This window comes from Roseivirga sp. UBA1976 (assembly GCF_002336325.1).
In the GTDB taxonomy this organism is placed as follows: Bacteria; Bacteroidota; Bacteroidia; order Cytophagales; family Cyclobacteriaceae; genus Roseivirga; species Roseivirga thermotolerans.
On record NZ_DDDQ01000106.1, the window covers coordinates 1 to 12,489 of the forward strand.

Annotated in this window: 12 protein-coding genes; 9 read left to right on the top strand and 3 right to left on the bottom strand. The window is 44.0% G+C overall.

Annotated elements, in window-relative coordinates; all coding sequences use genetic code 11:
* Positions 1 to 68: 68 nt before the first annotated feature.
* The 3 genes from B3763_RS10655 to B3763_RS10665 are packed head-to-tail and all read left to right on the top strand — an operon-like array spanning position 69 to position 2,594.
* Complete coding sequence (locus B3763_RS10655; protein ID WP_286746332.1) at positions 69 to 1,295, top strand: bifunctional folylpolyglutamate synthase/dihydrofolate synthase; 1,227 nt, start codon at positions 69 to 71, stop codon at positions 1,293 to 1,295.
* Complete coding sequence (trmB, locus tag B3763_RS10660; RefSeq protein WP_286746334.1) at positions 1,295 to 1,963, top strand: tRNA (guanosine(46)-N7)-methyltransferase TrmB; 669 nt, start codon at positions 1,295 to 1,297, stop codon at positions 1,961 to 1,963. Before B3763_RS10655 ends, trmB begins: the two co-directional genes overlap by 1 nt.
* Positions 1,953 to 2,594, top strand: a complete 642-nt coding sequence (locus tag B3763_RS10665) for a phosphatase PAP2 family protein (protein ID WP_286746336.1) — start codon at positions 1,953 to 1,955, stop codon at positions 2,592 to 2,594. The genes trmB and B3763_RS10665 overlap by 11 nt, the downstream gene beginning before the upstream one ends.
* A gap of 3 nt (positions 2,595 to 2,597) precedes the next feature.
* Here the strand turns inward: B3763_RS10665 and B3763_RS10670 are convergent, their stop codons facing one another.
* Positions 2,598 to 4,169 carry an ArnT family glycosyltransferase gene (locus tag B3763_RS10670; protein WP_286746338.1) on the bottom strand — a complete coding sequence of 524 codons (1,572 nt, stop codon included), beginning with the start codon at positions 4,167 to 4,169 and terminating at the stop codon, positions 2,598 to 2,600.
* Between the two features lie 142 nt (positions 4,170 to 4,311).
* On the opposite strand from B3763_RS10670, the gene B3763_RS10675 reads away from it, so the two are divergent.
* The 3 genes from B3763_RS10675 to B3763_RS10685 are packed head-to-tail and all read left to right on the top strand — an operon-like array spanning position 4,312 to position 8,029.
* The gene (locus tag B3763_RS10675) at positions 4,312 to 5,256 is read left to right on the top strand and encodes a glycosyltransferase family 2 protein (RefSeq protein ID WP_189631355.1); all 945 of its coding nucleotides are present in this window, start codon (positions 4,312 to 4,314) and stop codon (positions 5,254 to 5,256) included.
* On the top strand, positions 5,237 to 6,109 hold the full coding sequence (locus tag B3763_RS10680) for a lysylphosphatidylglycerol synthase transmembrane domain-containing protein (protein WP_286746339.1): 873 nt from the start codon (positions 5,237 to 5,239) through the stop codon (positions 6,107 to 6,109). Before B3763_RS10675 ends, B3763_RS10680 begins: the two co-directional genes overlap by 20 nt.
* A gap of 60 nt (positions 6,110 to 6,169) precedes the next feature.
* Positions 6,170 to 8,029, top strand: coding sequence for a tetratricopeptide repeat protein (locus B3763_RS10685; protein ID WP_286746340.1), 1,860 nt, complete (start codon positions 6,170 to 6,172; stop codon positions 8,027 to 8,029).
* 6 nt (positions 8,030 to 8,035) lie between these two features.
* Here B3763_RS10685 and B3763_RS10690 read toward each other — a convergent pair whose 3' ends face one another.
* Positions 8,036 to 8,536 (bottom strand): SixA phosphatase family protein, encoded by a 501-nt coding sequence (locus B3763_RS10690; protein WP_286746341.1) that lies wholly within the window; start codon positions 8,534 to 8,536, stop codon positions 8,036 to 8,038.
* A gap of 86 nt (positions 8,537 to 8,622) precedes the next feature.
* Positions 8,623 to 9,225: a phosphoribosylanthranilate isomerase gene (locus tag B3763_RS10695; RefSeq protein ID WP_286746343.1), complete on the bottom strand. Its 603-nt coding sequence runs from the start codon at positions 9,223 to 9,225 to the stop codon at positions 8,623 to 8,625.
* A gap of 225 nt (positions 9,226 to 9,450) precedes the next feature.
* Here B3763_RS10695 and B3763_RS10700 point away from each other — a divergent pair, with 225 nt between their 5' ends.
* The 3 genes from B3763_RS10700 to rpe are packed head-to-tail and all read left to right on the top strand — an operon-like array spanning position 9,451 to position 12,422.
* Complete coding sequence (locus tag B3763_RS10700) at positions 9,451 to 10,176, top strand: hypothetical protein (RefSeq protein WP_286746345.1); 726 nt, start codon at positions 9,451 to 9,453, stop codon at positions 10,174 to 10,176.
* Positions 10,163 to 11,755 carry a S8 family peptidase gene (locus B3763_RS10705; RefSeq protein WP_286746347.1) on the top strand — a complete coding sequence of 531 codons (1,593 nt, stop codon included), beginning with the start codon at positions 10,163 to 10,165 and terminating at the stop codon, positions 11,753 to 11,755. The genes B3763_RS10700 and B3763_RS10705 overlap by 14 nt, the downstream gene beginning before the upstream one ends.
* Before the next feature lie 13 nt (positions 11,756 to 11,768).
* The gene (rpe, locus tag B3763_RS10710) at positions 11,769 to 12,422 is read left to right on the top strand and encodes a ribulose-phosphate 3-epimerase (RefSeq protein ID WP_286746349.1); all 654 of its coding nucleotides are present in this window, start codon (positions 11,769 to 11,771) and stop codon (positions 12,420 to 12,422) included.
* Positions 12,423 to 12,489 lie beyond the last annotated feature (67 nt).

The window sequence follows — 12,489 nt, forward strand, 5'->3', positions numbered from 1 at the left end:
ACGTATGCGGTTCAGAAATTTATTGGCTTGGGCTTAAATTGATACCATGCACCTAGTATCTTCGTACCATGACCTATCAGGAGGCGCTTGATTATATGTTTAAGGCATTGCCCATGTACCAAAGAGTGGGACAGTCTGCTTTTAAAAAAGATCTTACCAATACATTAAAGCTGTGCAACGCGCTGGGAAATCCACAACAGAAATTTAAAAGTATCCATGTAGCCGGCACAAATGGGAAAGGAAGCACCTCTCACATGCTGGCCTCAGTGCTTCAGTCGGCCGGATATAAAACCGGCTTATATACATCACCCCACCTTAAGTCTTTCACCGAGCGGATAAGACTCAATGGTAAGGAAGCCGAGCAAGACTTCGTAATTAATTTTATTAAAAAGCATAAAACGCTAATTGAGGAAATTAAGCCCTCCTTTTTTGAAATCACAGTGGTAATGGCTTTCGAGTACTTTGCTCAGAAAAAAGTAGAAGTGGCCGTAATTGAAGTTGGGTTAGGAGGCAGGCTTGACTCTACGAACGTTATTAGACCCGAACTTTCCATAATCACTAACATTGGTTTCGATCATATGGAGTTGTTGGGGGATACCCTGGCCAAAATTGCAATGGAAAAGGCCGGTATTATTAAAGAGAATGTTCCGGTAGTAATTACAGAAAAACAAGCTGACACCGTTCCTGTTTTTACTCAGATAGCCAATAACCGCAATGCCCCCATAACCTTTGCAGAAGAGGTGCAATTTGATGCCATTCCGCTTTCCGATTTAAAAGGAAACTACCAGGCCAAAAATGTGCGAGGAGTACTTACAGCTTTGGACATTCTGCGTACTGCTGGTTGGAAAATTTCTGATGAGGCCATTCACCTTGGGCTTCAAAATGTACAGGCTAACACAGGATTAAAAGGGAGATGGCAGCAAATTGGTTCTCATCCTTTAACTATCTGTGATACAGGTCATAATAAGGAGGCATTTGAATATATAGTACGTCAGATTCAGCGAGAATTATTCGACCAGCTATACATGGTTTTAGGCTTTGTGAAGGAGAAAGACCTAAAGCCAATTCTGAACATGCTGCCGGAAGATGCTGTACTTATATTTTGCGAACCGCAAATACCACGTGCTCTTTTGCTGGAAGAGTTGAGAGAAAGAACACAGTACATGAAGCAAACCAGGTATTACATTCAGGATGTGAATAGAGCCATCGCAAAGGCCCGTAGTTTAGCATCGGAGGGCGATATGATTTACATTGGAGGAAGTACCTTTGTGGTAGCAGAAATTGAAGAGTTGTAATGGGGAGATCGAAACTGAAGCGTTTTGCACAGAATGTTGAAAGGCACAATGTACTGGAGGATAGCAAAGCACTGTATAAAGAACTGAAGGGGAATTGGAATGTGTTGTACTTCTCCAAAGATCAGCCAATTACGGTTGAGCTGGCCTGTGGAAAGGCCCATTATACTACCGGCCTGGCAGCTCATTTTCCCAACAGAAATTTTGTGGGTGTAGACGTTAAAGGAGATAGACTTTGGGTGGGTAGCACTATTGCCATCGAACAAAATTTGAACAATACCGCATTTTTGAGGGCTCAGATAGAACACTTAGATCAGTTCTTTGCTCCACAAGAGGTTAATGAACTTTGGATAACTTTTCCTGATCCGAGACCCAAAAAGCGCGACATTAAAAGAAGGCTTACTTCACCGCGATTTCTAGAACTTTACAAGCTTATTCTCCATAAAAACGGTTTGGTGAACTTTAAAACGGATAACACGCAGCTTTTTGACTATACGGTGGAATTGCTTCAAGAACGTAAGGATACCGAAATTGTAGCCCAAACACACGATCTTTATAGTTCACCTTTGCTGGCGGATCATTACGGTATTCAAACCGATTTTGAGCGGAAGTTTCTAGAGAAAGGCGAGACGATAAAATTCTTAAAGTTTAGATTTAAAAATGAAGGCTGATTTATTCGGAAAACCCGTTCACTGGTTAACAGCCCTCTATTTTGTGGTGGGAGGAATATTGTTGGTTTCTACCAGCCATGGCGATCTGGTGCTTTGGTTAAACGATCGGCATAGTCCTTTGGCCGATTCGTTTTTTAAGTATTGGACCTATGTGGGCGATGGTTTTTTACTGGGGCTGGTGGCTCTTTATTTTCTATTTACACACTACCACCGATTCTACACCTTTTTAATCGCCATAGTTTTCCAGACCCTTTTTGTGCACGTTTTTAAACAATGGTTATATGCCGGTGAGCCACGCCCAAAGTTGTTTTTTCAAGATGAGCTAGACCGGTTGAATTTTGTTGAAGGAGTTACGGTGCGTAGCTATGATGCCTTTCCCTCAGGACATACGGCCTCTGCATTTACACTGGCTTTTTTTTTAATGCTTGTGGTTCGGTCTAATGCCTTACGAATAGCTCTATTTATATCGGCCATACTTGTAGGCATAAGTAGAATGTACATACTACAGCACTTTGCACGCGATGTATATTTCGGGAGTATATTCGGTATTCTTTCGGTCGTAATTGCCTATGCCATCATGGCACCTAAAAGTACACTTCCGAAACTCCAGCGGGGTCTTTTAAGAAGGTAGGGGCTATGGGCCCCAGCGCATTATAAGTGTAGTAGGGTTTTCGAATAGGTCTCTTGCCTCAGAATGATACACCAGACCTTCAATTTGCTCCAACTCATCCCTAAACTCTGTGCGGGAAATGACATATCCTGAAGGTGATTGCTTCATTTGCTCTTTCAGCCCATCCAGATTGTCGAAGCGTGTAATTTCTCGCTCCAAAGCAAACACAAAAGCCGGATTTAGCCGCTGATAGGATAAAACCATCTGGGTCTCGTCTATTTGCGGCAATAATTTTCTCACCGGATTTTCAGCGTCTACCGGAGGAAAAATCAGGTGAAAGAAGAGTAAAATTGTGATCAACCATCCGGCAGCATTACTCACCAATAGAGGGTAAATTCTTTTCTGAATGAGCCATACAACATTGAGCACTCCCAATAGACTGAGTGGAATAAAATACCAGGCCAGATAACTCAGGTGACCCAGGGAATCATCGGCCTGAAGCCCGACATATATACCCACCGGAAAAGCCAGAAGCACTATGGTGTACATTAGGAGTCCAACCTTATTCCATGTGTTTTTAAGCCATTGTTCATCGATTCGGGATAGATAAACTCCCAGTATCACGGCCAGGGCAGGGTAGGCAGGAACGGTATAGTTTGGAAGCTTAGTGCTTGAGGAAGCAAAGAAAACCACTACCACCAGCGTGGCTATAAGTACGTAGAGTAACGGCTCTTCTTTACGCTGCTTTATGGCATGCTTCACACTTTGAAAGACAAAAGGTGTAAATGTGAGCATGCCCAGGAGAAATACATAGGCAAACGTGATTAGGAAAATGCCCTCATGGCCTTCCATGGCCTCTGAGTAACGCGATAGGTTGTGTTTCAGAAAAAACTCTTCGGTCCATGCGCCATTGGTTTGACGATGGACCTCCCGATACCACGGAAAGGCCACCATAAAGGAGATCAACAAACCGCCCACGGGTTGTAATCTCCATATCGTTTTCCACTTAAAGTCTTTATTGAACAACAGAAAAAACAGAGCAGTGAGCCCCGGCAAAGCAATGGCAATCGGTCCTTTGGTTAAAATGCCGCAGCCAATGGCAAAGTAGAAGAAAAAAAGCTGCCAGCGATTGTGCGTTTTATAGGCCTCATAAAACGATATAAAGGCCCAGGTAGTAAAGAAAATCAGGTAAGGGTCGGGAACCGACATGTGAAACTGCAAATTAAAGTGCAGCGATGTGATGAGCACTAAAGCGGACCAAATGGCAGCCCTGGTATGAAAATGTTTGAGCACAAATAAGAAGGTGAGTATTACGGTGAGCACTCCAAAAAAGGATGAAAAGAAACGTGCTCCAAATGGATTAACTCCGAAAAGTGAATAACCTGCTGCCATAAAGTAGTAATGCAGGGGTGGTTTATCGGTTCTTAATTCACCGTTGTAATAAGGCACCACATAGTCGCCTGTGGTAAACATATGCCGGGCAGCCTCGGCATTTTTAGCTTCATCGAGAGCGTATATATCCAGCCCACCAATGTTGGCGTACATCACAGCTATGGCCAGAGCAACAATACAGGCAAATATGATATTCAGTTTCATTCGCTCACAAAACTAATTGAAATTGCTATAAACAAAGGGATTTTATGGAAGTGATACACAAAGGCCCTGATTAGGTATTTGAGGCAGAACTCATTTACTTTGCACTGCGAAAATTTGGCCCACTTAAATAGCTAGCAGATACATGAAACTTTCGGTGGTTGTTTCACTCTACAACGAAGAAGATAACGTTATTCCGTTGTGTGAAAAGGAATACGAGGCGTTGGAAGGGATAGACTATGAGTTGATTTTGGTAGATGACGGCTCAACCGATAAGACCGTAGAGAATGCCAAAAAAATAGCTAATGAGCGTACCAAGCTATTAATCTTCAATAAAAACCATGGGCAGAGTACCGCCATGCAGGCAGGTATTGATGCTGCCGAGGGAGATTATATAGTGACTATGGATGGCGACTTGCAAAACGATCCGGCCGATATACCGGTAATGATGGCCAAGTTGGAAGAATCGGGAATGGACGTGGTGGCCGGAGTGCGAGCCAATCGGCAGGATGGCTTTGTTTTACGTAAGTTTCCCAGCAAGATTGCCAATTGGATTATCAGGAACACAACCGATGTGCGTCTGAGTGACTACGGTTGTAGCCTTAGGATATATAAAAAAGACATTGCCAAGAATCTGGGGCTATACGGAGAACTTCACCGCTTTATCCCTGTACTCGCCAAACTTCAGGGAGCTAAGATGACGGAAGTCGATGTGCGCCACCATGCCAGAATTCACGGACAATCTAAATACGGCATCAATCGGACTTTCAGAGTTATGGCCGACCTTATTCTGATGATCTTCTTCCAGAAGTATCTTAGAAGGCCAATGCACCTTTTTGGCGGTTTGGGTATTGCCACCTTTATTATTGGTTTTCTAATCGACCTTTACCTGGTGGTGTATAAATTCTGGACCGGTGAAGATATTTGGGGAAGACCGTTGTTACTTCTGGGAAGCATTCTTATCCTGGCCGGAATACAATTCATTACAGTGGGTATTATTGCAGAACTTATGATGCGAACCTACTTCGAATCGCAAAACAAGAAAGTATATCGTTTAAAAGAAACCTTCGTTGGCAAACCAAAAGCTTAAACGGTGGCTCAAGGTGGCCGGGCAGCTTATTATTGCTGTATTGGCTATTCGCTTTGTGGTTAAGGAAATAGATCTTAACGAACTAAAAACCACGCTTTTATCAGCTAATTTCTGGTGGCTCATTCTGGCACTTGCCGCTTTTCTAGCCTCTAAATTCCTTAGCGCTTTTAGGCTCAACTTCTTCTTTAGGGCACTCGGGCTCAAGCTCAACGATTGGTTCAACCTAAAACTTTATTTACTTGGCATGCTCTACAATCAGTTCTTACCGGGCGGAATTGGGGGCGATGGGTACAAAGTGTATTTGCTCAATAAGTGGTATGGAACACCCTTGAAACAGCTTATAGGTGCAACCTTGCTCGACCGTGTGAGTGGTGTAGTTGCCCTTGGTTTTTTAGCTTGCGGACTTGCTATTTTTGGGCATACCGCCACGGCACTCGGAACCTTTAGTTTTATACTGTGGTTGGGGCTTGTTTTTGCATTTCCAGCCTATTATTTACTCGTGCATTTATTATTTAAGCGTTTTAAGTCCGTTAGTCATACCACCAACCTTCAAGCGCTTGGTGTTCAGGGACTTCAGGTAATTAGTGCTTTTCTTATACTCAAATCGCTTGGAGTAGAAAGTGCCTATATAGACTACCTCACTCTCTTTCTGATCACTTCGGTAGCGGCCACTCTGCCCATATCTTTACCAGGAGGCATTGGGGTACGTGAGTTGGTCATGGTGAAAGGTGCCGGCTATTTGCTCATAGACCAGACCAGTGCCACCGCTTTGGCTACATTGTTTTTTATCATTAGTCTTTTCAGTGCGTTGGGAGGGCTACCTTTTCTCAGGCTTTCGCAACCAAAAGATTAGGAAAAGATTAGTCAATTTATTGTCCATAATTTACATTAGTGGGTAATACTACTAGCTCTTATGAAAAACTTTTCATTATTAGCCCTAATGCTCTTTTTGGGCCTTACACAGCCAGCATTGGCTCAGGAAATTTCAACGAAAAAGCTTATCAATAACCATTTCAAGGCTATCGAGAAATACAAAACCCTGGACATTGAGGATGAATCCATGGAGCAGTTCATAATGAGAGGAACCATGGCCGTGGGAGAAATTAAAAATATACCTCTGACCATAACCTACTGGAAAAGCCACGCAAGAATGGAAATGGAGTTTATGGGGGCTAAAATGATTCAGGTATCCAACGATTCTATTTCCTGGACCAAAGACCCCTTTGCGAAAGGCTACACCTTTGAGAAAGAAGATGGAGATGTGGATGCTCTGGGCTTTGATGAAACAAAGGCCTATGACCTAAAAGAACTGATAGAGCTAGCCGGCTGGGAACCCTTAGAAGTTAAAGAAACGGTTCTGGACTCGCTTGAGGTATATGAGCTTATGATAAAAACCAAAGCTTCTGATTTAAACGACATTGAGAGCGATCTGACCTATAGCTTTTATTTTGAGAAAGATACCTACTTCATGATTGGGGTAAGTCACGATGACGTCTACAGTCTGAGCCTAAACTATGATGTGATAGATAACATTCTTCTTCCTACAGTTTATTTATCCATTAGCGAAGAGGATGGCGTTATGCGAATGGATATATCGGAATACGATTTTGAAACCTCCATCGATGCTGCGCTTTTTGAGATGACGCAGGAAGTTCGTGAGGCTTATTCGGCTCATTTACAGGCCGAAAAGAGTAAGACTTCAGAGCCATCTCCAATTCAGATTTTGTTCGAAGAAGGTGTGAGTCTTTTGGGTGAAAAGAAATACGATGACGCCATAAAGAAATTCAACAAGGCGCTGGAAATTAATGCTAACGACAACATTGTACTGAACAGAAGAGGTTTGGCCAAGTTATATTCAGGCGATACCTATGGAGCTATTGCCGACTTTGGACGGGCCATGGAACTGGCCGATTCCACCGAGTATCCAACCCTCTACAATAATCTGGGGCTGGCCAAATACTACCTGGGCGACTACAAGGGAGCCAGAGCGGACTACGAAAAGGCTTTGGCGGCCGATTCTTTCAACATAAATTATAACCAGAACATGGGGCTTCTTATGTTCAGGTTCGATGATTACGAAGGGGTAGACAAGTACTATTCCAGAGCCATAGCCATAGACAGTACTGTTGGTAAATCATATTATCACCGGGCTATTGGCAGAGCCGAGCTGGGGAAATATGAAGAGGCGTATGCCGACTATGTGAAAGCCGGAGAACTAGGTGTAGATTTGGCGGAATATCACAACTACAAAGCAGTGACCTTATACCGGCTAGAGCGCTATAGTGAGGCCGGAGAGGCTGTTCAGGCAGCTATTGAGCGTGACAGCACTAACAATCAATACTATTACAATCTGGCCGAGATATATGAGGTAAACGAAGAGTACAACAAAGCGGTTGAGCAGTATAACCACCTACTCAGGCGCGATAGCACTTTACACCGGGTATATGCCGCCAGAGCCTTGGCCTATTGGGAACTTTCATTGATGAAAGCTGCTAGAGCCGATATTGATAAAGCCATTAGCATGAGTCCTGAGTCTGCTGTCTACTATGATTATAGGGCTTATATTAAAGAAGAGGCAGGCGACTATACCGGAGCTATTGAAGATTATACGTCTTCACTCAATCTTGAACAAGATGCCAATATCTATTATCGCAGAGGGCTTGCAAAAATAAACATCAGCAATAAGTTCGATGCCTGCACAGATTTTAAGAAGGCTGCAGAACTAGGGAATGAGGATGGAAAGCAAGCACTGAGCGAACATTGCAAGCTTTAAGTGTGATCAATAATTAATAACCGTTACAGTTCCTTTGCCCAGTGCAGAAACCGTCACAATAAAAAGTTTACCATATTCCTTCTCATCGAGCTGTTCAAACCGTTGCTCTCCAAGGAGTAAGTTTGCTACCATGGGCGTGGTATTTGAATGACCCGCTATGAATACGGTTCCGCCCTGGTGTTTTTTTAGCATTTCGGTCAGGTAAGTGGGGCTTCGGAAATCGTAATCCATTACCTGTAGCTGATGCAATTGTGCTACCGGAGCAGCCGTGGAGCGAGTTCGTTTAAAGGGAGTAGAGTAGACAGCCGAAATAGGCTGGTCTTTCAGTAAAACAGCCAGTCGTTCAGCCCTGGCTTTTCCTTCTGGCGATAAACTAGGGTCTCTGGGGTCATCATCACCCTTTTCTGCATGGCGTACTAATATAAAGGTGGTTAAATCAGATTGTGCCAGAATGGGACTCACTCCAAAGCCTGAAACCAGCATCAGGCAGATTATTAGCTTTCTCATAACCGAAAACTACACAAAATTTCTTTGGCAGGTGAAGCAAACAGGAGGAGTGGTAAAGCTATGGGTTGAAAAAGCAATATTGGCAATCAGACCCACTCATCATCTTCAAGGGCTTCCAGAATATCGGCCATTTCATCGAACTCTTTATATCCGGGGCGAATTTCGTTCCCACCCTTAAGGGCAATTCCTTTGGGTTGAACATCATCCAAAATAGCCTCTACCGTGTCTACAGATACACCGCTGCCCAATACAATGGGAGAGGTGGTGGCCAGTTGGGCCAGATCGTTAGTGCCGGCCGACTCATCTTCAAGAATAATATAGTCTAATTGTTTACCCCACTTTTCCGATACCTCCCGAGCATCGGCCAGACGATCAGTTCGATAGATCACGCTTTTTCCTGTTGAAAGAGCTTCGTTAATCAATGAAACGGAGCTAACCATAATAGCCTGAAGATCATATTCAGCGATTTGCTCTTTGAGTGAACCTGCAGAAGATTCCAATTCAAATTCGCCTACAAATTCAACCCCTGAAACCCATTCTGAAAGCTCTTTAAACGACTGTGGATCAGTATAGTTATTGTGTTGCTTTTCAATGTTAAATCCAAGCTGATTAACTAACATGCCTGCACAATATCGGGCATCGCTTAAATTGTTGATTCCGCTTACAATAACAAAAGTCTTTAGGGCCATTACTCAAGTGTTTTTAGCTGGGCAAAACTAAGTCATTCCAAAAACTTAATCTAAAATGTAGAAGGGAAATGAGGACAAAACTTAGGGTAAAGACCGTTCGATATGTATATAAATCAGAATTCTACGTTAGTCATCAGGAGCATTACCCAGTTCTCATTTTAGAATATTATGAGACAGCAGGTCTAAATGTTTGCTAAACGATTAATTAAGGTCTTAATTCGCTATATGAAACTCAAAAACTGGTTTCTGTTTCTCTGTGTTGTGTTGGCAACAGTTTGTGCCTGTGGCCAGGGATCCGATGAAGAGCCCGAGGCTCCGACTGACCCTAATTTGGGGAAGTCGTACTTCTTTCTGGAGCAAGGCAAATACCGGGAGTACAATGTATATGAAATCCGATATCAGGCGGTGGATATCAGCGATACCCTACGCTATCAGTTGCGAGAAGAAGTAGGCGAGGCATTCGAAAGCCCTAAAGGGCAGATTTCTCACTTTATCAGACGGTATACACGACCAACTTCTGCCCAGGCCTGGGAGTTAGACTCCGTATGGACCGCCCGAATTGAGGGAGATAAAGCCATATCGGTAGAAAACAATGTCCCCCTTATTAAAATGGTCTTTCCTGCCGATACTTCCCGCAGATGGGACGGCAACCTCATGAATAGCAGGCAGCCGGTTATCCAACGCTTCAAAACTTTCAATAAGCCCTTCACTGTAGGCCTCAATACCTTCCTGGAGGCGGCTGAGATAGAGATTAGCAACCAAGATGACGGAATCACTTTTCGGGATATTCGCAGAGAAGTTTATCGCGATAGCATTGGACTCATTTACAAATTCTATAATCAGGTGAAACTATGCTCTCGCCCGGAATGTCTTGGTCAAAACAAGGTGGAGTCCGGTAGACTATACAGGGAAGAGTTGATAGCCCATGGTACCCTCAATGAAGAAGATTAGTAGCAGCATCATACTGGTTTTGATAAGCCTTCAATCGGCTGCCCAAGATCGGTACATGGTCTTTTTTAAGGATAAGAACGGGACCCCTTACAGCACAAGTTCGCCCCAACAGTTTCTTTCGGAGAGAGCCATTCAGAGGCGGGCAAAACAAAATATTCCTGTCACAGAAGAAGACTTACCGGTTAGTCCGGTATATACAGCTCTGTTGGAGCAAATGGGGGTGCAGGTATTTTATACCACCAAATGGATGAATGGGGTTCTGGTTCAGATGGACAACGGACAGAAGAGCCTGGTAGATAACCTTGAATTTGTGAGAGCTACTGAGTATGTGGGCCCGGATGCCCCACTTTCCAAAAGCTCATCGGTTACCGTGCAGGACAATGCCGGCAACATTTGGAATGAAGATGTGACCTCATTGCCTCAGTTTACTATGCATGGTATAGATGAGATGCATGATTTTGGACTAAAAGGAGAGGGGATAATTATTGGGGTGTTTGACGATGGTTTTCAAAACCTGGGGTCGATTCCTGCCTTCAATGGTTTGACACAGGGCAATCAACTGCTCTATTCTTTTGACTTTACCAGAAATACTGAGAGTGTAAATAACGGCCGACATCATGGAACCAGGGTGCTTTCGCTTATGGCCGCCAATGACGAATACTATACGGGAACGGCCCCCAATGCAAAATATATATTGTGCGCTACCGAAGCTCCGGGAGAATACAGAATAGAAGAGTACAACTGGCTGTTTGCAGCAGAAAAGGCCGATAGTGCCGGTGTAGATATTGTAAATACTTCCCTGGGATACTCCCATGGCTATTCAGACCCATCTATGAACTACAGGCCCGAGCAGTTGAACGGTGCCACTACAGTGGTAACCCGCGCAGCCAACATAGCGGCATCTAAGGGCATTCTGTTAATCGTTTCTGCAGGCAATAGCGGGACCGTTGTTTCGGCTCCGGCCGATAGTCCTTATGTACTGGCGGTTGGTGCCATTAATGAAGATGGGCTATTGGCAGGCTTTAGTAGCCGGGGTACATATACACCCGATGTCTTTAAACCCGATGTAGTAGCTCAAGGGCAAAGTACCTTACTCATTTCGGTAGAAGGCACCTATTTACGACAGAATGGTACGTCTTTTTCAGGCCCCATCATCTCAGGTTTTGCGGCAGGTATATGGCAGGCCTATTCCGGCAAAACTGCTGCGGAAATGCGAGAGATAATTCGTAACTCCGGAGATAGGGCCTCTGAACCGCACCAGCAATTTGGCTTTGGCGTGCCTAATTTTTTGAGAGTAGTGCAACTGCTAAAACAAAACACTGAGGGATCGGTTTCAATTTTTAACGCCTATCCAAACCCCACTCAGGCCGACCTGCAAATAGAAGTAGATGAAGCTTTCTATGGAGAGCGTATTCAAATAGAGATAATTTCGGCCAAGGGCCAGCTTACCAGGCAGGTAGAATTCATTCCATTCGGTCACAGAAATCCGTTGACCATCAGCTTGCACGAAAACGGTGTTTACTTTGTTCGGGTAATTACCAATAGGGGAGCAAGCTCTCGTAAGATCATTAAATATTGATATATATTTGTGCATGAGCTCACCCATTATTGCCCCTTCTGTACTCGCGGCAGACTTTGCCAATCTTCAGCGCGACATTGAAATGCTCAATGAGAGCCAGGCCGACTGGATTCATATTGATATTATGGATGGCGTCTTTGTACCGAACATTTCTTTTGGTCTTCCGGTGATGGAAGCCATTAATCAATATGCGAAAAAGCCACTGGATGTACATCTGATGATTGTACAGCCTGAGAAATACCTGAAGGCATTTAGAGATGCCGGTGCGGCCACTATTACCGTGCATTACGAAGCCTGCAGCCACTTGCACCGTGTGCTGGAAGAAATAAAAAGTCTGGACTGTAAGGCCGGTGTGGCTATAAACCCTCACACCAATGTGCAATTGCTGGAAGACACTATTAAAGACATCGATGTGGTGTGTATGATGAGTGTTAATCCTGGGTTTGGTGGACAGAAGTTTATAGAGAATACCTACAAAAAAGTGAGGCAATTGAAAGAGATAATTGCCGAAAACAATGCACAAACGCTTATTGAAATTGATGGAGGAGTGAATGGACAGAATGCCGGGCCTTTGGTTGCTGCCGGAGCCGATGTGCTGGTGGCCGGGAGCTTCGTTTTTAAATCGGTAGATCCGCTGCTGACCATTGAAGAGTTGAAGAATCAGTAAGAAGTAACTCTGTTTTTAACCTGAGTTCGATGTACGAAAAGAACGTCATGCCGGAAAAACAGGCCTT

Bases quoted from the DNA above. Each gene is read 5' to 3' on its own strand.
- B3763_RS10670 (WP_286746338.1), bottom strand. From the start codon at position 4,169: ATGAAACTGAATATCATATTTGCCTGTATTGTTGCTCTGGCCATAGCT.
- trmB (WP_286746334.1), top strand. From the start codon at position 1,295: ATGGGGAGATCGAAACTGAAGCGTTTTGCACAGAATGTTGAAAGGCAC.
- B3763_RS10675 (WP_189631355.1), top strand. From the start codon at position 4,312: ATGAAACTTTCGGTGGTTGTTTCACTCTACAACGAAGAAGATAACGTT.
- B3763_RS10695 (WP_286746343.1), bottom strand. From the start codon at position 9,225: ATGGCCCTAAAGACTTTTGTTATTGTAAGCGGAATCAACAATTTAAGC.
- B3763_RS10690 (WP_286746341.1), bottom strand. From the start codon at position 8,536: ATGAGAAAGCTAATAATCTGCCTGATGCTGGTTTCAGGCTTTGGAGTG.
- B3763_RS10700 (WP_286746345.1), top strand. From the start codon at position 9,451: ATGAAACTCAAAAACTGGTTTCTGTTTCTCTGTGTTGTGTTGGCAACA.
- B3763_RS10665 (WP_286746336.1), top strand. From the start codon at position 1,953: ATGAAGGCTGATTTATTCGGAAAACCCGTTCACTGGTTAACAGCCCTC.
- B3763_RS10685 (WP_286746340.1), top strand. From the start codon at position 6,170: ATGAAAAACTTTTCATTATTAGCCCTAATGCTCTTTTTGGGCCTTACA.
- B3763_RS10655 (WP_286746332.1), top strand. From the start codon at position 69: ATGACCTATCAGGAGGCGCTTGATTATATGTTTAAGGCATTGCCCATG.
- B3763_RS10705 (WP_286746347.1), top strand. From the start codon at position 10,163: ATGAAGAAGATTAGTAGCAGCATCATACTGGTTTTGATAAGCCTTCAA.
- rpe (WP_286746349.1), top strand. From the start codon at position 11,769: ATGAGCTCACCCATTATTGCCCCTTCTGTACTCGCGGCAGACTTTGCC.